The organism is Streptomyces abyssalis (assembly GCF_001751365.1).
Taxonomy (GTDB): Bacteria; Actinomycetota; Actinomycetes; order Streptomycetales; family Streptomycetaceae; genus Streptomyces; species Streptomyces abyssalis.
The window spans coordinates 1,346,480-1,367,055 of sequence record NZ_LJGT01000038.1 but is presented as its reverse complement, the minus strand read 5'-3'; the positions used below and the strand labels follow the sequence as shown (position 1 = coordinate 1,367,055).

19 protein-coding genes and 1 tRNA gene are annotated in these 20,576 nt (G+C 70.9%); 16 read left to right on the top strand and 4 right to left on the bottom strand.

From position 1 onward, the window contains the following. Window positions 1-2: 2 nt before the first annotated feature. Window positions 3-2,342, bottom strand: a complete 2,340-nt coding sequence (locus AN215_RS13260; RefSeq protein WP_070009553.1) for a terpene synthase family protein — start codon at window positions 2,340-2,342, stop codon at window positions 3-5. A gap of 377 nt (window positions 2,343-2,719) precedes the next feature. Between AN215_RS13260 and AN215_RS13255 the strand changes: the two genes are divergently transcribed. The 5 genes from AN215_RS13255 (at window position 2,720) to AN215_RS13235 (ending at window position 8,758) form a co-directional block, all read left to right on the top strand. After that, on the top strand, window positions 2,720-3,835 hold the full coding sequence (locus tag AN215_RS13255; RefSeq protein ID WP_079122943.1) for a tetratricopeptide repeat protein: 1,116 nt from the start codon (window positions 2,720-2,722) through the stop codon (window positions 3,833-3,835). Between the two features lie 417 nt (window positions 3,836-4,252). Next, window positions 4,253-5,458 (top strand): acyltransferase family protein, encoded by a 1,206-nt coding sequence (locus AN215_RS13250; protein ID WP_070009296.1) that lies wholly within the window; start codon window positions 4,253-4,255, stop codon window positions 5,456-5,458. A gap of 219 nt (window positions 5,459-5,677) precedes the next feature. After that, window positions 5,678-7,267: a M28 family peptidase gene (locus AN215_RS13245; RefSeq protein WP_079122942.1), complete on the top strand. Its 1,590-nt coding sequence runs from the start codon at window positions 5,678-5,680 to the stop codon at window positions 7,265-7,267. A 392-nt stretch (window positions 7,268-7,659) separates the two neighbouring features. Continuing rightward, the gene (locus AN215_RS13240) at window positions 7,660-7,956 is read left to right on the top strand and encodes a type II toxin-antitoxin system VapB family antitoxin (RefSeq protein WP_028438603.1); all 297 of its coding nucleotides are present in this window, start codon (window positions 7,660-7,662) and stop codon (window positions 7,954-7,956) included. Window positions 7,957-8,095: 139 nt separating this feature from the next. Beyond that, window positions 8,096-8,758 carry a LytR C-terminal domain-containing protein gene (locus AN215_RS13235; protein WP_079122941.1) on the top strand — a complete coding sequence of 221 codons (663 nt, stop codon included), beginning with the start codon at window positions 8,096-8,098 and terminating at the stop codon, window positions 8,756-8,758. Between the two features lie 74 nt (window positions 8,759-8,832). Here the strand turns inward: AN215_RS13235 and upp are convergent, their stop codons facing one another. Next, the gene (upp, locus tag AN215_RS13230) at window positions 8,833-9,468 is read right to left on the bottom strand and encodes a uracil phosphoribosyltransferase (protein ID WP_070009293.1); all 636 of its coding nucleotides are present in this window, start codon (window positions 9,466-9,468) and stop codon (window positions 8,833-8,835) included. 170 nt (window positions 9,469-9,638) lie between these two features. On the opposite strand from upp, the gene AN215_RS13225 reads away from it, so the two are divergent. The 4 genes from AN215_RS13225 to AN215_RS13210 all read left to right on the top strand — a co-directional run bounded on the left by AN215_RS13225 (window position 9,639) and on the right by AN215_RS13210 (window position 11,410). Further along, entirely contained in the window at window positions 9,639-9,863 is a 225-nt protein-coding gene (locus AN215_RS13225) for a hypothetical protein (protein ID WP_070009552.1), read from the top strand. 246 nt (window positions 9,864-10,109) lie between these two features. Further along, complete coding sequence (locus AN215_RS13220) at window positions 10,110-10,655, top strand: tRNA adenosine deaminase-associated protein (RefSeq protein WP_070009292.1); 546 nt, start codon at window positions 10,110-10,112, stop codon at window positions 10,653-10,655. Window positions 10,656-10,691: 36 nt separating this feature from the next. Further along, a complete protein-coding gene (tadA, locus tag AN215_RS13215; RefSeq protein ID WP_070009291.1) occupies window positions 10,692-11,228 on the top strand; it encodes a tRNA adenosine(34) deaminase TadA in 537 nt (178 codons plus the stop codon). Window positions 11,229-11,325: 97 nt separating this feature from the next. After that, window positions 11,326-11,410, top strand: a tRNA-Ser gene (locus AN215_RS13210). A gap of 97 nt (window positions 11,411-11,507) precedes the next feature. Here AN215_RS13210 and AN215_RS13205 read toward each other — a convergent pair. Next, window positions 11,508-12,083 (bottom strand): GNAT family N-acetyltransferase, encoded by a 576-nt coding sequence (locus AN215_RS13205; RefSeq protein ID WP_070009290.1) that lies wholly within the window; start codon window positions 12,081-12,083, stop codon window positions 11,508-11,510. Window positions 12,084-12,228: 145 nt separating this feature from the next. Here AN215_RS13205 and AN215_RS13200 point away from each other — a divergent pair, with 145 nt between their 5' ends. The 4 genes from AN215_RS13200 (at window position 12,229) to AN215_RS13190 (ending at window position 15,603) form a co-directional block, all read left to right on the top strand. Further along, the gene (locus AN215_RS13200; protein ID WP_070009289.1) at window positions 12,229-12,810 is read left to right on the top strand and encodes a hemerythrin domain-containing protein; all 582 of its coding nucleotides are present in this window, start codon (window positions 12,229-12,231) and stop codon (window positions 12,808-12,810) included. 290 nt (window positions 12,811-13,100) lie between these two features. Continuing rightward, the gene (locus AN215_RS29840) at window positions 13,101-13,265 is read left to right on the top strand and encodes a hypothetical protein (protein WP_171904182.1); all 165 of its coding nucleotides are present in this window, start codon (window positions 13,101-13,103) and stop codon (window positions 13,263-13,265) included. Window positions 13,266-13,722: 457 nt separating this feature from the next. Further along, window positions 13,723-14,514, top strand: a complete 792-nt coding sequence (locus tag AN215_RS13195; protein WP_070009288.1) for an RNA polymerase sigma factor SigF — start codon at window positions 13,723-13,725, stop codon at window positions 14,512-14,514. 198 nt (window positions 14,515-14,712) lie between these two features. Then, complete coding sequence (locus AN215_RS13190; RefSeq protein ID WP_070009287.1) at window positions 14,713-15,603, top strand: RNA polymerase sigma factor SigF; 891 nt, start codon at window positions 14,713-14,715, stop codon at window positions 15,601-15,603. Window positions 15,604-15,693: 90 nt separating this feature from the next. On the opposite strand, the gene AN215_RS13185 is transcribed toward AN215_RS13190, so the two are convergent. Continuing rightward, window positions 15,694-15,918: a hypothetical protein gene (locus AN215_RS13185; protein ID WP_070009286.1), complete on the bottom strand. Its 225-nt coding sequence runs from the start codon at window positions 15,916-15,918 to the stop codon at window positions 15,694-15,696. A 186-nt stretch (window positions 15,919-16,104) separates the two neighbouring features. Between AN215_RS13185 and AN215_RS13180 the strand changes: the two genes are divergently transcribed. The 3 genes from AN215_RS13180 (at window position 16,105) to AN215_RS13170 (ending at window position 20,428) form a co-directional block, all read left to right on the top strand. Then, the gene (locus AN215_RS13180; protein WP_070009285.1) at window positions 16,105-16,635 is read left to right on the top strand and encodes a MarR family winged helix-turn-helix transcriptional regulator; all 531 of its coding nucleotides are present in this window, start codon (window positions 16,105-16,107) and stop codon (window positions 16,633-16,635) included. A 129-nt stretch (window positions 16,636-16,764) separates the two neighbouring features. Beyond that, window positions 16,765-19,245: an MFS transporter gene (locus tag AN215_RS13175; protein WP_070009551.1), complete on the top strand. Its 2,481-nt coding sequence runs from the start codon at window positions 16,765-16,767 to the stop codon at window positions 19,243-19,245. 352 nt (window positions 19,246-19,597) lie between these two features. Beyond that, complete coding sequence (locus AN215_RS13170) at window positions 19,598-20,428, top strand: YceI family protein (protein ID WP_070009284.1); 831 nt, start codon at window positions 19,598-19,600, stop codon at window positions 20,426-20,428. The last annotated feature ends 148 nt before the right edge of the window (window positions 20,429-20,576 follow it).

Below are 20,576 nucleotides of genomic sequence, written 5' to 3'. Positions count from 1 at the left end.
GCCTACCCAACGCTTCTCCCGCCGGTCGGAGCAGCGTCGGCAGACGAGCGCAGGGATGGCGCCTGTCCGGCGCTCCTCGCGACCTGCCTGATACGCGCCGCCGCCGTGCCCAGGCCCGTGAGGGCGCCGGGGCGGCGCTGCGGGTCCGGGGCGTGCCGGAGGTCCTCCTCGCGGTAGCGGCGGCAGCCCTCGTGCCAGACCTTGATGCCGGACAGCCAGTTCTCCAGGTCCGTGACGTACGAGGCGAGGGTGCCGCGCGCCCGGTCGTCGAGGCCGAAGTCGTCGTACAGGACGGGGAGTTCGTGGGCGGCCACGTGCTGGAACTGCCGCATGCGTGAGGTCATCAGGTCGTCGACGACGGCGAGCGCCGCGGGGTAGTCGCAGTCGAAGAAGTTCTGCACGACGAGAATCCCGTTGTGCATCTCGCCCTCGTACTCGATCTCCTTCTGGTACGAGAACACGTCGTTGAGCAGCGCTGCGTAGTCGGCGGCGGCGTTCTCCAGGGAGCGCATCGGCCCGCTGCGGTAGATCTCCGGCGGGATGCGTCCGGAGTGCGACAGGCGGCACAGGCTCATCGTCAGGTCCGAGCCGAAGGTCAGGCGGCGCATCTCGATGTAGTCGACGGGGTCGGGGATGCGGTTCTGCGCCTGGTTGGCCAGCTCCCACAGCCAGCTTTCCGTCATGTCCTGGATGGCCCGGCGCAGTGCGTGGCGTGCGTCGGGGGTCATGGGCGCGGCCGTACGGGTCCACAGGTCGGCGAGCGCGCGCTCCAGCGCGTTGGCGGGCGGCGGCGTCGCGGCGGGGTTCTCGACGGGCATGAAGGCCGGGAGCCGGTCGGTGGCGGCCTTGGCACCGGCCAGGTCGCGGGAGCGTCCGTAGACCACCGGGTAGTAGTCGTCGCCGTATGTGCCCCATGCCAACCAGGCGGAGCTGAGGTCGAGTTCGTCCGGTGACGCGTCGGGATGGATGCCCGCGGCGCACAGCGGCAGATCGATGTCGGTGATCCTTCGCTCGTCCCACACGTGGGAGAAGGGCACTCCGGGCTGGGGCTGGAGCATCCCGGTGCGGTGCGCCCACGCCACGACGTTGCGGCGGGCGGCCTCCAGATGAGGACTGAGCCGGGCCGTGAACGGCATGAAGAAGTCCGGCAGCCGCGACGGGCCGACCCTGCGGTGCGGGACGTGGGTGAAGCGGCGCGCGCGGGCCGACTCGGCACGCGGCGTCGTGTGCACGCCGCCGGCGAACGTGGCGGGCCGTACGGCGGACGTGCCGAGGCCGGCCGGGCGCAGCCAGGGCTGGGGCGGGGGCGGCGTGCCGCCGGCCGCACCGGTCGCCGCGCCGTGCCCGGTGCCCGCACCGCCGCCGGTTCCGTCGTCCGCTCCGCCCCGCTCGTTCATGTAGCGGCTGGATCGCATGTGCCATTCGTGCCCGCCGGACTGCCAGTCCTGGAGCCCTTTGACGTACGCGAGCACACCGGCGCACGCCTGCGGGTCGAGGCCCGACTCGGCGAACAGCGGGGCGAGTTCGGTGAGTGCGGTGTTCTCGAACTGCTGGAGGCGCGAGGTCAGCAGGTCGTTGACGGCGTCGGCCGCCTCCTGCGTCGTGCACTCCAGGAACCGTTCGAGCACGAGCACGCCGTTGCTGTTCTCCCCCTCGTCCTCCACCTCCCGCTGGTACGAGAAGAGGTCGTTGCGCAGGTGCACCGCGTCGGAGAAGGCGTCACGCAGCACCCGCATGGGCCGTGACGCGGCGACCGGCGTGGGGACCTCGGCGCCCGTCACGAACTCGACCAGGCCGGCGGACCAGGGCGCACCGCCGACCTTGCGGCGCATCTCGATGTACTCGACGGGGTTGGGGACGCGGTGCGCGCCGATGTTGGAGAGCTCCCACAGCGATTCGCCCAGCAGGTTCGCGGTGCTCTCGGCGAACCGGGCCCGCCAGCCGTCCGCCATGCGCGGCACCGTACGGGCCCAGAGGTCCGCGAGACCGGCCTCGACCGGGTTCTCCGGTTCGGGCACGGCGGCGGAGGTGTCCATCGGCATGAACTCCGCGAGCCGGTCGAGGTGGGCCTTGCCGCCCTCGCGGTCGGGTGTGCGCTTGAACCTCTCCAGGAAGTGGTCGTCGAAGAAGAAGACCCACACGTACCAGTCGGTGACGAGGGCGAGGTCGGCGGGCGTCGCGTCGGGGTGGGTGTATGCGCACAGCAGCGCGTAGTCGTGAGCGGCGAGGTCACGTTCGTCCCAGATGCCGGAGCCCTCCAGCATGCCCATGTCCCGTGCCCACTGCGTGGATTGCTCGCGCGCCTGCCGCAGGTGCGGATTGAGCCGCGCCGGATACGGCATGTAGAAGTCCGGCAGTTCGAAGGGGTTTCCCGCTGTCACCGATCAGCCCCGGCCTTTCCCACGTCGCACTTCGTACGGGGGCCGCGCCGCGAACGCCCCCTTGCGGCACGGCTGTTGCGGGCTCGCTGTGCCCGCGTCCCGCTTCAGGTCGGCTCAGCACTACCCGGGCCCGTCGTGCCCTATCCATCCCGGAAAACAGTCATACAAACCCCGTGCCGGAATGGTCGCGGCCCGCGTCAACTCGCGTACGAGGCTTGAAAATTCACACCCGCCCCACGCAACCCGCCCGCCTCCGGAGGCGTCTATACACGCGATGTATACCCGCCGTGTATAGGCGGCGGCTGTCCGGTCCCCGCAGGACCGCGGAAGGGAAGCGCATGTACGGCAAGGCATTCGCGCCCGAGTACCAGGGCGCGCTCGGCTCGCTGTCGGTCAACTCCTCACTGGCCGACGTACTCGTCCGTGCGACGGAGCAGTTGCGCACCGCCGAACGGGAGGGCCCGCCTGGAGAGGCCGCCCGCTGCTCGCTCGCCGTCGCCGAGGCGCACCGGCGGCTGGGCAACACCCGCGAGGCCGACCGGGCGTGGAAGGCGAGCTACCGCACCGCGCGCGGCGCAGGCGACCACGGCGCGATGGCATGGGCGGCATGGAGCGGCGGCACCCTCGCCCGCCAGCGCGGCGCGATGCCCCTGGCCCGCAGACTGCTCGCGCTCGCGGCCGAGTTGGGCGAACGCGACGGCGACGTCCTCGCCCGCGGCTACGCGCTCGCCGGCCTCGCCGAGACGGGCCGCATCCAGGGCGACTACGAGGCCGTCGACGAGCTCCACGAACAACTGCTCGCCGAGGCACGCGAGCGCGGCGAGGCCCGTCACATGGTGTGGGCCCTGGAGGGCATCGCGCAGATGCGGCGCAACACAGGGGCGTACGACTCCGCTCTGGAGATGTTCGAGGAGGCCGCGGCGATAGCCGAGAAGGCGGACGACCGGCGGGGCCGCGCGTGGGCCCTCCGCGGCGTCGCCGACCTCGTCTCCGTACGGGACGGCGACACGGAACGCGCGCTCGCCCTGCTCTCCGAGGCCGCCGAGCTGTGCCGCGCCATGGACCTCACGAGCGCGCTCGCCTACAACCACAAGATGCGGGGCAACGTCCTCTACCGGGCGCGCCGTTACACCGCGGCCCGGAACATGTACGAGCGGGCACGTACCGAGTTCCGCGCCATGGGCGAGCCGAGGGGCGAGGCGCTGGCCCGTCTCGGGCTCGTGAAGACACACGCGCGCCTGGGGCGGGAGCCCGGACGCACCGCCGCCGACCTGGACGAGCTCCAACTCGCCCTCGAAGCAATCGGGTTGCACCACGCCCGCCGGCTGACGGAGAGCGCGCGGTCGGAACTCGGCCTCGTGCCTGCGCGGGAGGAGACGCCGCAGGGGGAGGGCCGGGCAGGGTCACAGCCGGCCGCCGAGGAGGAGGACCAGGAGGCGGCAGTAGCCGCCTGACCCGCACCGCCGCACCGGCGGCGGCCCGTTCCGCACCCCCGCCTCACCCCTGCCGGTACCCGGCGCCCGTACCGCCGCGGGGAAGGGTGACGGATACGCGTCAACTACTACGCACGGAACGGCCGTTCGGGGGAACGCGTCCTGTATGACCCCGACACGAGTGCGACCGACCCCCAGTCCCCGGAAGAGACGCACCCGATCCGTCCCCGCAGCCCCGCCCCGCCGCCCATCCCAGGCCGGGACAGCCCGGCTGACCGGCCGTCAAGAGGCGGCGGGGCGAGGCGAATTTGCGGACATCGGCGGCGCTAATACAGTGAAGCCGATGCTCCTCCCCTCCTCCTGCTCCGCCCCGGCCTGCCCTCCTCAGGCCCGCCCCGCTCGGGCGTCCCGTCCGTCACGGCCTCCCCGGGAGGTCCCGTGAGCCAGGAACTGCAGACGCACGGCAAGGCCCGTGCACCGCTCCCCCCGGCCGAACCGGCCGAACCGTCCGAACGGCAGGCTCCGTACGGCCGGAAGCCGGACGGCCCGGAACACGGCAGGCCGGATGCGACGGCCCCGGAGCGGCCCAAGCAGAAGCAGCGCGACCCGTTCTTCGACAACGCCAAGTACCTGGCGATCGTGCTGGTCGCGCTCGGTCATTCCTGGGAGCCGCTGCGGGACGGTTCCCGTGCCGCGGGCGCGCTCTACATCCTCGTCTACACCTTCCACATGCCGGCGTTCATGGTGATCTCCGGCTACTTCTCGCGCAGCTTCGAGGGCAAGCCGCACCAGCTGAAGCGGCTGCTGACGGGCGTGGCGGTGCCCTACGTCCTCTTCGAGGTCGCCTACACCCTCTTCAAGCGCTGGGCGGACGACGATCCGCAGTACCCGGTCAGCCTGCTGGACCCCTGGTATCTCACCTGGTTCCTGGCCGCGCTGTTCATCTGGCGCCTGACGACACCGCTGTGGAAGGCCGTGCGGTGGCCCGTCCCCCTGGCGCTGGCCATCGCGGTCCTGGCGAGCGTCTCCCCGGACATCGGCGACGACCTCGACCTCCAGCGCGTACTGCAGTTCCTGCCGTTCTTCGTCATCGGGCTCTTCCTGAAGCCCGAGCACTTCGACCTGGTACGGCGCCGCTCCGCGCGGCTGCTGGCACTGCCGGTCGTGGCGGCCGCGCTCGTCTTCGCCTACTGGGCGGTGGAGCGGATGAACGCCGCGTGGTTCTACCACTACAACAGCGCGCAGGAGATGGGCGCCCCGTGGTGGGTGGGCGTGATCATGACCTTCGCGCTCTTCGGCTGCTCCATGGTGCTCACCGCATGCTTCCTGGCGTGGGTCCCGGGCCGCCGCATGTGGTTCACGGTGCTGGGCGCGGGCACGCTCTACGGCTACCTGCTGCACGGCTTCGTCGCCAAGGGCTCCCGCTTCGGGGACTGGTACGAGGCCGACTGGGTGCACACGCCGCTGGGCGCGATCGGCGTCACGTGTCTCGCGGCGGCCCTCATCACCGCCCTGTGCACCCGGCCCGTACAGCGGATCTTCCGCTTCTCCATGGAGCCGAGGATGACGTGGGCGTTCCGGAAGGACCCGTCCGCCGTGGCACGCGAACGCGAACGTACACACGCGGCGAGCCCGGGGCGCTGACGGCGCAGGCACTGCACCCGTACGGCCCCCTGCCGCACGGGCAACAGGCGGCCCCGGCGCCGGCTGCCGCCAACTGCGGCACATCCGTTCCCTGTTGGCGCCGGGCCCGCTAGCTTTCCGGTACGACACGTCCGCAACCCGGACACGGCACACACCAGGCCGGACACGCCGGCCCTTCGTGTGCCTTCTGCCGCCGTACGCACCGGAAGGACCCCGACAGTGCCCGTACCGCCCCGAACAGCCGGTTCCCCCGCGAGACCCGCCTCCGGACCGCGCCCGCGGCCCGGACGCCGCTCCCTCGCCGCACTGACCGCGACCGCGCTCGCCACGCCGCTCCTTCTCGCCGCCGCCTCGCCCGCGGCCGCGGACCCGTCCCGTGGAGGCCCGGCGTCCGGGCCGGCGTCGGCCTCAGTGGCGAAGGACGGCGACGAGCTGGCGAAGAAGCTCGTCCGGCGTACGGGCGCCAAGGGAGCCATGAGGCACATCAAGGCCTTCCAGGCCATCGCGCGTCACACGGGCGGCAACCGCGCCGCCGGCTCGCGCGGACACGAGCTCTCCGCGAAGTACGCCGGCACGCTGCTCAAGGCCGCGGGCTACGAAGTCACGTACCAGAACTTCGACTTCGTCTACCGCGAGACCCTCGCCGAGAAGATGGCGGTCACGTCGCCCGAGGAGCGGGACGTGCCGGTCAAGGTGATGACGTACACCAAGAGCACCCCCGAGGGCGGCACGAAGGCGGCCCTCGCGCCCGTCCCTGAGGATGAGGACGGTACGTCGGGCTGTACGGCGGCCGACTACGGGTCCGGCGACTACAAGGGCAAGATCGCACTGATCCAGCGCGGCGGCTGCACCTTCGCGGAGAAGCAGGCGGCGGCGGCAGACGCGGGCGCGGTCGTCGCGCTCGTCTACAACAACACCGAAGGCGAGCTGAGCGGCACGCTCGAGGATCCGTCCAACGGGCGCATCCCGACGGGCGGAATCAGCCAGAAGGACGGCGAAGCGCTGGCGGAGCAGGCCGGTTCGGACGAGGTCACCGCCGACGTCGAGCTGCGGGAGTTCCAGGAGGAGCGCAGCACGCCCAACGTCGTCGCCGAGACCCCCGGCGGCGACGAGAACCACGTCGCGATGTTCGGCGCGCATCTCGACTCGGTGTCCGAGGGCCCGGGGATGAACGACAACGCCTCCGGCTCGGCCGGAATCCTGGAGACCGCGCTCCGGTTCGCGGCCGCGGGCGGCACCAGGCACGGCGGCGGACACGGCAGCGGCGGACACGACGGCAACAAGGTCCGCTTCGCGCTGTGGACGGCGGAGGAAGTCGGCCTGAGGGGCGCGGACCACTACGTCTCCGAACTCTCCGAGGCCGAACGCGACAAGATCTCGCTCTACCTCAACTTCGACATGATCGCCTCCCCCAACTACGGCCTCTTCGTCCACGACGGCGACGACTCCGACGGAGAGGGCTCAGGCCCCGGCCCGGAGGGATCGGGTCAACTGGAGCGCGGCATCGTCGACTTCATCGAGTCGCAGGGCGAGGAGACCCGGGGCGCCGACTTCGACGGCCGCTCCGACTACGGCCCGTTCATCGACGCGGGCATCCCGGCCGGCGGCTCGAAGACCGGTGCGGAGGGCATCAAGTCCGCGGAGGAGCAGACGCTGTGGGGCGGCCAGGCGGGTGCCGCGTACGACGGCTGCTACCACCAGGAGTGCGACGACCTGGACAACGTCAACAGGAAGGCGCTCGACCTGAACGTCAAGGTGATCGCCGACGCCGTGGGCCACTACTCACAGGACGTCAGCGACCTCCCCTGACGCGGGCGCCCTCACGGGAACGGACGCGCCTGGTCGCCGGAACCGGTGACCGGCGGGACCGCCGGCCGTCGATCCGCCGAGCCGGCCGGCTGCCGAGCAGCCGGCCGGAGCGCCGGAGCACCGGAGCCGGTCACCGGCGCGTCCGTTCGCCGTCCCGCCGTACCCCGTACGGTGCCCCGCCCGCGCGACACCTCGAAACCCCTCGCGCGGCGCGGGCACCGGGTGCGCGCGCCCCGGCGTGCTCCGGCGCCGCCGCCTGGTTCCGCCTCATCAAGAGGCCGCTGCGCCGCCGTCCGTACGGCCGCCCCGGTGCCGTGAGGACGCCTGCCACGGGCACCTGTAAGAACCAAGGGAAGCTGCGCCCGGAGCCGATGGCCCGGTAGGCTTTCCGTGTGATCTTCAAGCGAATCGGAAACGGGCGGCCGTACCCCGACCACGGCCGGGAAAGCACCCGCCAGTGGGCGGATGTCGCCCCACGGCCGGTGCGCCTTGACCAGCTCGTCACCACGAAGGGGCAGCTCGATCTCGAGACCCTGCTGGCGGAGGACTCGACGTTCTACGGAGATCTCTTCGCCCATGTCGTGAAGTGGAGCGGCGACCTCTATCTGGAGGACGGTCTGCACCGCGCCGTGCGAGCCGCTCTGCAGCAGCGACAAGTGCTGCACGCGCGCGTGTTGGAGCTTGACTGAGGCGACGCCCGCCGCCGCCAGGGGGTGCTCGCGGACTCGCGACGATCCGCCGGACAGCCCCTAGCCCTTTCAGGGTCACCACGTCACAACCGCTGATCATCTAGTAGGCATTGCCTCGATACCGCACTACTCTGCGCCCATGAGCATGCTGACTCCCCCCGGCATGGGCGGAAAGTACCGCATCACGGGAAATCGCTACCCCCGCATGCGCCGCCCCCGAAACCGTCGCAGGATCGTGCTCGCCTCGCTCGCCGCCGTCTGCGCCCTCTCACTCGGCGGGTGGGGAACTCTCCAACTCATCGACATCTTCTCGGGCGGCAGCTCCGCCAACGCCGCCGGCAGCAGCTCGAAGGGCAAGGAGGGCGGGGACTGCGCCACCGACGCGAAGTCGGCGAAGCAGGACGTCAAGAACGCCGAACTCCCCGATCCCTCCTCGGTCGAGGTCAACGTCCTCAACGCCACCGACCGCAGCGGTCTCGCCCAGTCCACCGCCGACGAACTGGAGAAGCGGGGATTCAAGATCGGTAAGGTGGCCAACGCCCCTGCCGAGTTCGACAAGAAGGTCGACAACACCGGTGTGCTGCTGGGCGCTCCCGGCGAGAAGGGCGACGCCCGCCTGAAGGTGCTGGGCACTCAGTTCAAGGGCGCCGACACACGGTTCGACGACCGCAAGGGCGACGACGTGGACTTCGTCATCGGCAAGGCGTACGACAAGCTCGCCGAGGAGAAGGAAGCCGACGCCGCGCTCACGGCGCTCTCCGACCCCGAGCCGTCACCGTCCCGCAGCCGCTGCAAGGACTGACGTCCCAGGCCGGAGTCCCCGGCAGAAGTCCCCGCCGAGTTCACCGGCGAGTTCACCGGCGAACCGGCCGAGGGTCAGCGCGCGGTCCCGTACATGCGGTCGCCCGCGTCGCCGAGCCCGGGAACGATGTAGCCGCTGTCGTTGAGCCGCTCGTCGATCGAGGCCGTCACGACGGTCACGGGAGTCCCCGACAGCTCGCGCTCCATCATGCGTACGCCCTCGGGAGCGGCCAGCAGGCAGATCGCGGTCACGTCGTCGGCACCGCGCCGGATCAGTTCGCCGATCGCGGCGACGAGCGTCCCGCCCGTGGCCAGCATCGGGTCGAGCACGTACACCTGGCGTCCGGAGAGGTCGTCCGGCATCCGGTTGGCGTAGGTGGACGCCTGGAGGGTCTCCTCGTCTCGGATCATCCCGAGGAAGCCGACCTCGGCCGTGGGCAGCAGCCGCACCATGCCGTCCAGCATGCCCAGCCCCGCCCGGAGGATCGGCACGACGAGGGGGCGCGGGTGGGACAGGCGCACGCCGCTGGTCGCGGTGACGGGAGTGGTGATCTCGACCGTCTCGGTACGCACATCCCTCGTCGCCTCGTACGCGAGCAGCGTCACCAACTCGTCGGCGAGACGCCGGAAAGTGGGTGAGTCGGTGCGCTCGTCGCGGAGCGTGGACAGCTTGTGCGCCACCAGCGGGTGGTCGACGGCGTGGATGCGCATGTGCCTGACACTAGCGGAGGCATGAGTACGGCTCGTACTGGCGTACCCCTCGGCGACAGGGGAAAGTGGTCAAGTATGCCGGAGGTGTACAGATGTCCGACTCGCAGAACCCGGGGAACACCGGAAACGCCCGCCCGGCCGGAGATCCCGGCCATGTCCGCGCCCGGAAGGTGAGCTCGTCGCGCAACTCGGCCAAGTCCCGTGGCAGCAGCGGCACCGCACGCGGTGCGTCCGCCGCCGGGGAGGCGAAGGGGGACGCCGAGCGGCTGCGCCGGCGGGCCCGCTTCCTGCGCGAGCGGAACGAGGCCAGAGAGCTGCGCGACCGCGTACAGCCGCGCCGTACCCGCACGGCGCGGATGCGTCAGGCAATGCGGATGCGTACGTTCCGTTGGTGAGGCGATGATGTGCGCTCGGTGAAGTCCCCACGGGACAGACGCCGTCAAATCACAACACCTGGTCAAGAAACGGTCACCCTGTGTTCTCATCACAGGGTCCGCACAAGAGATCTGCGCAAACACCCGCACGACGCACTGTCGAAGACCCTTCGCCCGGCCGCGGTTTCTGCCACGATTCCGATTGGGGCGGGGCGAAGTCCTCGTCAGCAGCCATCGGGCACCTCAGAAACCAGTGGGAGAGTCACGGTGTATTTCGCCGCACTGCTCGCGCGCACCGAAGACGGGTGGGAAGCGAGCGACACGGAGCTCGACGATGTGGAGACCCTGGCCGATCTGGCCGATCTCGCCAGGGAGACCGCGACCGACGACGAACCTGTGCTGGCCTGCATCGAGCAGGAAGGCGAGTGGTTCGGGGTCGTGAGGGTCGAGGGCGAGGACGACCCGCGCGTCTTCGTCTCGGACGCCGCCGCCGCCATGCGCAGCTCGTACGGCGAGATCCTGCTCTCCGACGAGCTGCTGGGCCGCGAGCCGGAGAACCCCGACGCGCTGGACCAGCTCGTGGAGCTGGACGGCACCGAGGACGGCGAGCCGGAGTCGAAGGACCAGGCCGACGCCGACGAGGGCGGAGCGGAGGCGTCCGAGGGCACACCCATCGGTCCGCTCGGCGACGCGAACCTGCTCGCCGACCTCGGAATGGAGGACAAGGCCCTGCTCTCGCTCGCTCCCGAGGACGCACTGAGCGAGATCGCGGACGCGCTGGGCTGCACGGACGTACTGGAGGCCGTGCGGTAGCCCCGGTCCGCCGGCACGGCAGGAGAGACTGGCCGCATGACCGACGCCGCTTCCGAGGCCGGCTCCGGTGCCCCTTCCGGTGCCGGCTCCGCCGTGCCGGATCCCGTCCGCGACCGCTGGCGGGCCCCGATGCGCCGGGCTCTCGACGAGGCCGTACGGGCACGGGAGAGCGGCGACGTACCCGTCGGGGCGGTCGTTCTCGGCCCCGGCGGCGAGGTGATCGGGAGCGGCCACAACGCGCGTGAGGCGTGGGGCGACCCCACGGCGCATGCCGAGATCATCGCGATCCGCGCCGCGGCCGCCGCCCTGCACGGCGAGTGGCGGCTGGAGGGCTGCACCCTGCTGGTCACGCTGGAACCGTGCACGATGTGCGCCGGCGCGACCGTGCTCTCCCGCCTCGAACGCGTCGTGTACGGCGCCGTCGATCCCAAGGCCGGAGCTGCCGGCTCATTGTGGGACGTCGTACGGGACCGCCGCCTCAACCACCGGCCCGAGGTGATCCACGGCGTACTGGCCGACGAGTGCGGCGCCCTGCTCACGGACTTCTTCCGGGGGTCCCCGGACACCCGTTGAGCGACGACCATGCCGCGGGCGGTCCCGTCGCGGACCTCCGGCTGCGGCCCCGGAACGGATTTCGGCACACGGCACCCGTTGGGCTAGAGTGCGTCTCGGTAGCGTGTCCGAGCGGCCGAAGGAGCTCGCCTCGAAAGCGAGTGAGGGGCAACCCTCCGTGGGTTCAAATCCCACCGCTACCGCAGATGAACGAAGGGGCGGACCCGGAAGAGGGCCGCCCCTTCGGCGTGTGCCGCCCAGGGTTCGCCGACTCCGCCGGCTCGTCGCGCGAGTGCCCCCTCACACGCGCAGGTCGAGCCGCATCAGGATCCGTGGATGGCCGGCCAGCACCGAGGTGGTGCCGGCGGCGTGGGCGAACCCCGCGCGTTCGAAGTTCGTCCGGATCCCGGCGTACGCCATCGTCAGGTCGACCTTGGCGTCACCGTTGTCGAGGGGGTACGCCTCGATCGCCGGTGCGCCGTTGGCACGTGCGAACTCGACGGCGCCGGCGATGAGCGCGTGCGAGATGGCCCTCTTCCGGTAGCCGGGGCGCACTCGGATGCACCACAACGACCAGACCGGCAGGCCGTCGACGTGCGGGATCTTCCGGTTGCGCGCGAAGGACGTCTCCGAGCGCGGCGCCACCGCGGCCCAGCCGGCCGGCTCGTCGCCGTCGTAGGCGAGCACCCCCGGGGCGGGATCGGCACGGCACAGCTCGGCGACGTACTCGCCACGGGCGGGGCCGCGGAGCTCGTTGTTGAGCTTGGACGGGATCCGGTAGCTCAGGCACCAGCAGACGTTGGCCCCCGGTGACTTCGGGCCGAGCACGGCACGGACGTCCTCGAAGACCGAAGCGGGACGAACTTCGATGGTCATGGCACCACGATGGCACGCCCGCGTGGCGGTGTTTGCCCAGGCGGCGGCGCGGTCACCCGGAAAACGACTGACGTTGCCCGCCCGGTCCGCTCGCCGGCGGGGGCCGGACGGTGTGACGACGCCGGCGTAGCGAGGAGTGAGCTCCGTGAGCAACGCAGCACTTGAACGCGCCGAGGCGGCGAAGCTGCCGCAGGACGACATCATCGGCATCCTGCTCACCCAACACGCCCGCATCCGGGAGCTGTTCGCCGAGGTCCACATGGCGCGAGGCGATGAGAAGAAGGCGAAGTTCAGTGAGTTGAGGGCGCAGTTGGCCGTACACGAGGCGGCCGAGGAGATGATCCTGCGTCCGGTCGCCAAGAAGCAGGCCGGCGAGAGCGAAGCGATGAACCGTAACGAGGAAGAGGCGGAGGCCGGACGGATCCTCGCCGAGCTGGAGCGGATGGACCTCGCCGGTTCCCAATTCGAGGCGAAGCTCACGGAGTTCGAGAAGGCGGTCGGTGATCACGCCGACCATGAGGAGCAGGAGGAGTTCCCCGCTGTACGCGCCGGCTGCTCACAGGAGCAGCGGCAGAAGATGGGCCGACGGCTGCGGAAGGCGGAGAGGGCCGCTCCCACCCGTCCGCATCCGGCAGCGGCGGGCTCACCCGCGGCCCAGTGGACCGTCGGCCCCTTCGCCTCCCTCGTGGACCGGGCCAGGGACGCCATGGGTGGGGGCCGCGGCTGAAGCGGACGAAGTGGGGCCGGCCGGCGGACCACCGCCGGACAGCCGCCGGCGGCACAGCCCGGCCCCCGGACCCTCGCCGCTCCCGCGCCGCCGTCCCTCCCGTCCGTCCGGCCGGACCGGCTCGTTGTGAAGCAGATGCAACGATCAGGGAACGACGAGTGAGGTACTGGTCAAAGAGCCCTGATTGCAGCCACTTTGCCGCTGTACGTATGGATCGAGCCGCCCGCACCGGTGGTTAGACTCACCCGACTGCGAAGAGGGGGAGCCCAGGCAGCTGCGGGAGGAGCGAGATGGTGCAGGCGAAGAAGATCATGATCTATGTAGTCGCGGTCTTCGCCCTGTATACGATCATCACCTCCCCCGCCAGGGCGGCGGACCTCGTCCAGATCGGCTTCGAAGGCATATCGAGCGCGGCGCAGGGCGTGGGGAACTTCATGACCGAGGTGGTGCGGTAGCCGGCCGCCCGGCCTCCCGCTCGGCCGCCCCTCCCCGCGGGTCCGCAGACCCCGCGAGCAAGCGTCCGGCGCTCTCCCCCGAGCTTCCGCCGGTGCCCCGCCGCACACACGGTTGCGCACCCGCCGCCCGCCGGCGCTCGCCGCGCCCCTCTCGGTTCGCGGCTCCGCACGCGGCTCCGTACGCCCCTCCGTACGCCCCGCCGCCTCCCGGCATTCGGCCCCTCGCCCTTCACCGCTGCGAGGGCCGCGCGCTCACCCGGCATTGAGTCATCCGGCCCCACGGGCGGTACCGGCGTTCGTCTGAAGGGTCCGTACGGACACGGCGAAACTTCTCAACTCCTCACCAACACGGCAAATTACGGTGCTTGCGCACGTTGCACATGTCTTGTGATGCTATGACCGCTTTTGGCCGATGCGTGGAGCGAGACCGACCCGGACCCGAAGAGGTGGTGGCTGAGTGGCGGCGACCCAGACCCGCGAGAGCCGCAGCGCGGAGGCCCGGGCGCTGACCCAGGAGCTCTTCGAGCAGCTGGCCGAGCAGGAACCCGGAACCGCCGGGCACGAACGGGTGCGCACCGCACTCATCGAGGCCAACCTTCCCCTGGTGCGCTACGTCGCCGCGCGCTTCCGCAGCCGCAACGAGCCCATGGAGGACGTCGTACAGGTCGGCACCATCGGACTCATCAACGCCATCGACCGCTTCGACGCCGAGCGCGGCGTGCAGTTCCCCACCTTCGCGATGCCGACGATCATCGGCGAGATCCGGCGCTACTTCCGGGACAACGTCCGCACTGTGCACGTACCGAGACGACTGCACGAGATGTGGGTGCAGGTCAGCAGCGCGACGGAGGATCTGACAACGGCCTTCGGACGCTCACCCACCACCGCCGAGATCGCGGAGCGCCTCAAGCTCACCGAGGAGGAGGTGCTCGCGTGCATCGAGGCCGGACGCTCCTACCGCGCAACGTCGTTGGAGGCGGCGCAGGAACGCGAGGACGGCCTGCCGGGTCTGCTCGACCGTCTCGGCTACGAGGACCCTGAGCTGGACGGGGTCGAACACCGCGATCTCGTAAGGCACCTGCTGGTCCAGCTCCCGGAGCGCGAACAGCGCATCCTGCTGCTGCGCTACTACCGGAACCTGACGCAGTCACAGATCAGCGCCGAGCTCGGTGTGTCCCAAATGCACGTGTCGCGGCTGCTCTCGCGGAGCTTCGCCCGCCTGCGTGCCGCAAATCGAATCGAGGCATAACCGGACAGAGTGAGCCATGCCGACGGCTCAACTTCCTCAGCTGTGCAGTTTTATCGACATGGGGCTACGTCGCGTTGCCTACTTGTGACATTCTGCAAGAGCTGCGTTTGCCGCGACGGTGCTTCCGGTATGCAGGGGGAGGTGCTCCCTTCAGCCGAGGGCGCCGCTGCGATCCGTCCGCGACCTCAAGGGGGTGGCATGTCCGTAGAACTGGGCAGCTCGAAGGTGCTCACCGAGAACACGACCGACGACGTCGACGCCATGGGAGCCCCCGGAGCCCCCGGAGATCACGCCATCGACACGCGCACCCTCTCGCGCTCCCTCTTCCTGCGGCTGGCCGCGCTCGACAAGGCCTCCCCTGGTCCTGACGGCCCGGAAGACGCACCCAGCTCGGAGCGTACGTACGTGCGGGACACGCTCATCGAGCTCAACCTCCCCCTCGTGCGGTATGCGGCGGCTCGCTTCCGCAGCCGCAACGAGCCCATGGAGGACATCGTCCAGGTCGGCACGATCGGCCTGATCAAGGCGATCGACCGCTTCGACGCCGAGCGGGGCGTGGAGTTCCCGACGTTCGCGATGCCGACGGTGGTCGGGGAGATCAAGCGCTTCTTCCGCGACACCTCATGGTCGGTGCGGGTGCCCAGGCGCCTGCAGGAGCTGCGTCTGGCGCTCACGAAGGCGAGCGACGAGCTGTCGCAGACGCTGGACCGCTCCCCGACCGTCACCGAACTCGCCCACGCCCTCGGGGTGTCGGAGGAGGACGTGGTCGACGGGCTCGCCGTCGGCAACGCCTACACCGCCTCCTCGCTCGACTCCCCCGCGATGGAGGAGGACGGCGGCGAGGGCTCGCTCGCGGACCGGCTCGGCTACGAGGACAGCGCCCTGGAGGGCGTGGAGTACCGCGAGTCGCTGAAGCCGCTGCTGGCCAAACTGCCTCCGCGTGAGCGGCAGATCATCATGCTGCGCTTCTTCGCCAACATGACGCAGTCGCAGATCGGCGAGGAGGTCGGCATCTCGCAGATGCACGTCTCCCGGCTGCTGACGCGCACGCTGGCGCAGCTGCGTGAGGGGCTGACAGCGGAGGAGTGAGCGCCGGCGTGTGCGCTCTGCCCGTACGCGTCCATGGCGTACGGGCAGACGCCCGCGCCCCGGGCTGTGCCGCGGTACCGGACGGAGCCGTCAGGCCACCGCGAGCCAGACGGCGGCCGCCACGACGGCGATGACGGCGACGACGCCGACGATCAGGCCGACCCGTGGGCCGGAGGAGGGCGCCTGCGCCGCGGCGGGGCGCTGCGCGCCGGCGCCGCCGCTCTCCTCGTCGACGAAGGCGCGGAACATCTGAGTGCTGCCTGCCGGGTCCTGGGACGGGTCGGGGCCTTGCGGAGCATGCGGGTTGTGAGCCATGGGGCAGGACGATAGCGAACGCTCCGGGGACGCGGACAGCCCCGTCGCGGCGGCCGGGAGGCGGGTCCGGGCCTCGTACATAGCTCCGCTTTGCTGATTCTTTGCCTCCGCTTGCATCCGGATCATTTGCGTATCGCAACTAACCGAACCTACGGTTGCCTAAGGCAACGATAATCGGGAGCGAGGATGCCCGCGCGAGCCGCACGCAGCGGATATGAGGAACTGGCCCGGCATCTCAGCGGGCTCGGCGCCGTCCGGCGGGAGCTCATGCGGGGACTTCCGGCGGACTGTCCAGCCGCTTCCGCCGGCGTCCTGACGCTCCTTCACAGGTACGGCGAGATGCGTATGGGTCGTCTCGCGGAGCTGATGGCGGTAGACATGTCTGTCACCAGTCGCCACGTCACCCACACGGTGGAGCGTGGGTGGGTCGAGCGCGAGCCCGATCCGGAGGACGGACGCTCCCGGCTGCTGCGCCTCACCGAGCGGGGAGGCCGACAACTGGACACGCTCTCCAAGGCCACGACCAGGACTTTGGAGAGCATTCTTCACGAGTGGACCGAGGAGGACATAGCACGGTTGAACGGGATGCTGGAGCGCCTGCGGGCGAGCTTCGGCGACAGCCGGGCCACGGACACCACGGGCAGCACGGACAGCACGCGCACGACCACCTCGGCCATCACGGCCTCGGGTCACAGCAGGAACACTGCACGGCACTGAAGAAGAGTTAGGGAAAGAATGGCCACGACCACACCGTCCGGTGTGCAGGGCGCCGGCTCCGGCGGCGGAGCGGGCGACGCGTCGCAGAATCACATGCCCGCGCCCAACGGGCCGGGCGGCGCCGCACCCATGACGCACCGGCAGATCATGGAGGCGCTGTCCGGGCTGCTGCTCGGCATGTTCGTCGCCATCCTGTCCTCCACGATCGTCGCCAACGCCCTGCCCCAGATCGTCTCGGACCTCGGCGGAGGGCAGAGTTCGTACACGTGGGTCGTGGCGGCCTCGCTTCTGACGATGACGGCGTCGACCCCTCTGTGGGGCAAGCTGGCCGACCTGTTCAGCAAGAAGGTGCTGATACAGACGGCCATCGTCATCTTCGTGCTCGCCTCGGCCAGCGCCGGTCTCGCGCAGAACACCGGCATGCTGATCGCGTCGCGCGCCGTGCAGGGCATAGGCATGGGCGGCATCTCCGCCCTGACCCAGACGGTGATCGCGGCGATGATCTCCCCGCGCGAGCGCGGCCGTTACACCGGCTACATCGGCGCCTCCTTCGCCGTCGCGATGGTGAGCGGGCCGCTGCTCGGCGGCGTCATCACCGACACCAGCTGGCTCGGCTGGCGCTGGTGCTTCTACGTCGGCATCCCCTTCGCCGTCATCGCGCTGCTGCTGCTCCAGCAGACGCTGCACCTTCCGCTGGTCAAGCGCCGCGTGAAGATCGACTGGGCGGGTGCCTTCCTCGTGGCCGCGGCGGCCTCGCTCCTGCTGATCTGGGTGACGTTCGCGGGTGACAAGTACGCCTGGCTGTCGTGGGAGAGCTATGCGATGGTCGGCGGCTCGCTGCTGCTGACGCTGCTCTTCATCCTCGTCGAGGCCAAGGCGAGCGAGCCAATCATCCCGCTGCGGCTCTTCCGCAACCGCACCATCACGCTGACGTCGCTGGCCTCGATGTTCGTCGGCATCGCGATGTTCGGTGCGACGGTCTACCTCAGCCAGTACTTCCAGCTGGCGCGCGGCGAGTCCCCGACGATGGCCGGTGTGATGACGATCCCCATGATCGTCGGGATGTTCCTGTCCACCACGCTCTCCGGGCTGATCATCAGCCGCACGGGCAAGTGGAAGATCTGGCTCTGTTCCGGTGGCGTTCTGCTGACCGCGGGGCTCGGCCTGCTGGGCACGATGCGGCACGACACCGAGTACTGGCACCTGGCGGTCTTCATGGCCGGTGTCGGCGTGGGCGTCGGCATGATGATGCAGAACCTGGTGCTGGCCACGCAGAACCAGGTGGAGTCGACGGACCTGGGCGCGGCCAGCTCGTCCGTGAACTTCTTCCGCTCGCTCGGCGGCGCCGTCGGTGTCTCCGTGCTGGGCGCGGTACTCGCCCACCGCATCTCCGACTACGTGAACGACGGCCTGGACAAGCTCGGCGTCGAGCACGGCGGGCCGACGGGCGGTGCCGGCAGCGACATCCCGGACCTGGCCAAGCTGCCCGCGCCGATACGGGACGTCATCGAATCGGCGTACGGACACGGCATCGGCGACATCTACCTCTACGCGGCGCCCGTCGCGCTGCTCGGCCTGCTGTTGGTGCTGTTCGTCAAGGAGGTGCCGCTCAGGACGACGTCCGGCATCGACCAGACCACCGCGGCAGGCGGGGACGACGCGGCGGCCGCGTACCTCCGGCAGGACGGTTCGCACGGGGCGGACGGCGCCGCGGGTCACGCCGGCTTCGGCGGTCCCACCGCCTACCCGCCCGGCTACACCGGTGCGGGCGACGGCGGCCACATGGGTCAGCACGCGGCGCCGGCCGCCGGTGAGCCCGACCCGAACGAGCCGCTGGCGGCCTCCCGGCACTCGGTGCTGGGCACCGTGCGCAACGCGGAGGGCAGGGGCGTGCCCCGTGCGGCGGTCACGCTCATCTCGCTGAGCGGACGTCAGCTGGGCCGCTCCGTGGCCCGTACGGACGGCCGCTACGGCATGGACACCCCCGGGCCGGGGAGTTACGTCCTGATCGCCGCCGCCGACGGCCACCAGCCGCAGGCGACGACGGTCACGGTCGGCGAAGAGCCGCTGAGCCACGACGTCCTGCTGTCGGCGACCAGCGGTCTCGCCGGCCGCGTGCGCAGTTCCGGCGACGGGCAGCCCGTGCGTTCCGCGATGGTCGTGGTCACCGACGAGCGGGGCGAGGTGCTGGCCACCGGACGGACCGGTGAGCGCGGTGAGTTCGCCTTCGACGAGCTCGTCACCGGCACCTTCACGCTCGCGGTCAACGCTCCCGGCTACCGGCCCATGGCGCGGCCGGTGGAGATCGAGGGGCAGGGCATCACCCGTATCGAGGTGGATCTGGCGGCGGGCGCGCGCGTGCAGGGCGTGATCCGCGCCGGAGTCGACGCGAGTCCGCTGCCGGACGCCCGGGTGACGCTCGTCGACGCCGCGGGGAACGTGGTCGGCACGGCGACGACCGGGGAGGACGGCGCGTACGGCTTCACCGACCTCGACGCCGGCGACTACTCGATCATCGCCAGCGGCTATCCGCCGGTGGCGACGGCGCTGAACGTCGAGGGCGCCGGTCCGGATTCCCACGACATCGAGCTGCACCACCCGGACGAGTAGGCCCCGGCAGGCCCTTCCGGGCGGAGGACCCGGAAGGGCGGTCGGTGCGGCGGGACGGTCGGCCCGGTGGGACGCAAGGCCCGGGAGGGCCGGAAGGGCCGTCGGCGTCGCGCACCCGCCGAAGCGGACGGCGGGCGGGCGCCGGGCCACGCCGGACGGCTGCCCGGCGACCCGGACGACGAGGTGCGCAGACCGGAACCGGAAGATCCCGCAGCGCACTTCCCGCCCGCCGGATGCGGAAGGAAGACTGGGCCGGGGACGTCGGGCGGGACGGCCCCGGCACCGGATTGCCGGACCCGTCACGGGGCGGGCCGCACGTACCGGGCCCGAACGAGAAGGAGCGAATCGGACGATGGCAGGCGCAGGCGTACGGGCGCAGATCCACACCCACGAGGGGTGGCCGGTACAGCACGCCGTGCTGACCGTGACCGACATGACGGGCGTTCAGGTGCTCCGTGTGGAGGCCGACGACGAAGGCATCGCGCAGAGCGAGGAGGCACTGCCCGCGGGGCCGTACACGGTGATCGCGACCGCTCTGGGCTATGCGCCCGCCGCCGCCACCGCTCTGGTGACCGCCTCGGGACGGGCCGACCTGGGGACGCTCGTGCTCGTACGGGAAGGGGGCAACGAACTGCCGCCGCCCGGGCCGTGGACCGTCGACCCCGTCCACTCCACGGTGGGAGCGACGGCACAGCACCTGGGGATCTCCAGCGTGCACGGCCGCTTCACCGACTTCGAGGCCCGTATCGAGATCGACGAGGAGCCGCACAAGTCGTCGGTGGAGGCCGTGATCCAGGCGGCGAGCATCGAGACGGGCAACCGGATACGCGACGCGCACCTGCGTTCGGAGGACTTCCTCAACGCCGAGCGGCACCCGCAGCTCACCTACCGCAGCCACGCCGTCGAGCCCGCGGGCACCGACCGCTGGACGGTGCACGGCTGGCTGGCGATGCACGGAGTCGTACGGGACGTGTCGCTGAGCCTGACCTACCTCGGATACGGGCCCGACCCGTGGGGCGGCACCAGGGCGGCCTTCCGTGCGACGGCGGAGCTGAAGCGCGAGGAGTTCGCGATGAACTACAACCAGATCGTGGCCGCCGGGATCGCCGCGATCGGCACGACGCTCAGGATCGAGCTGGACGTGCAGGCGGTTCAGGGTGAGGAACTGCCCGCCCTCGAATGACGGGCGGACGGGGACGGACGCGGGGCTCCGCGCACCGCGCGGGCACGTGGCCGGCCGCGCCGGACGGAGCTGAGGACCCCCGGGCTCCGGGCCCGGCTCCCGGAGCCCGGAGGCCCTCGTATGAACGACCCGATGGCCCGGCCCTTCG

Bases quoted from the DNA above. Each gene is read 5' to 3' on its own strand.
- AN215_RS13260 (WP_070009553.1), bottom strand. From the start codon at position 2,342: ATGCCGTATCCGGCGCGGCTCAATCCGCACCTGCGGCAGGCGCGCGAG.
- AN215_RS13255 (WP_079122943.1), top strand. From the start codon at position 2,720: ATGTACGGCAAGGCATTCGCGCCCGAGTACCAGGGCGCGCTCGGCTCG.
- AN215_RS13235 (WP_079122941.1), top strand. From the start codon at position 8,096: ATGAGCATGCTGACTCCCCCCGGCATGGGCGGAAAGTACCGCATCACG.
- upp (WP_070009293.1), bottom strand. From the start codon at position 9,468: ATGCGCATCCACGCCGTCGACCACCCGCTGGTGGCGCACAAGCTGTCC.
- tadA (WP_070009291.1), top strand. From the start codon at position 10,692: ATGACCGACGCCGCTTCCGAGGCCGGCTCCGGTGCCCCTTCCGGTGCC.
- AN215_RS13205 (WP_070009290.1), bottom strand. From the start codon at position 12,083: ATGACCATCGAAGTTCGTCCCGCTTCGGTCTTCGAGGACGTCCGTGCC.
- AN215_RS29840 (WP_171904182.1), top strand. From the start codon at position 13,101: ATGGTGCAGGCGAAGAAGATCATGATCTATGTAGTCGCGGTCTTCGCC.
- AN215_RS13190 (WP_070009287.1), top strand. From the start codon at position 14,713: ATGTCCGTAGAACTGGGCAGCTCGAAGGTGCTCACCGAGAACACGACC.
- AN215_RS13185 (WP_070009286.1), bottom strand. From the start codon at position 15,918: ATGGCTCACAACCCGCATGCTCCGCAAGGCCCCGACCCGTCCCAGGAC.
- AN215_RS13180 (WP_070009285.1), top strand. From the start codon at position 16,105: ATGCCCGCGCGAGCCGCACGCAGCGGATATGAGGAACTGGCCCGGCAT.
- AN215_RS13175 (WP_070009551.1), top strand. From the start codon at position 16,765: ATGACGCACCGGCAGATCATGGAGGCGCTGTCCGGGCTGCTGCTCGGC.
- AN215_RS13170 (WP_070009284.1), top strand. From the start codon at position 19,598: ATGGCAGGCGCAGGCGTACGGGCGCAGATCCACACCCACGAGGGGTGG.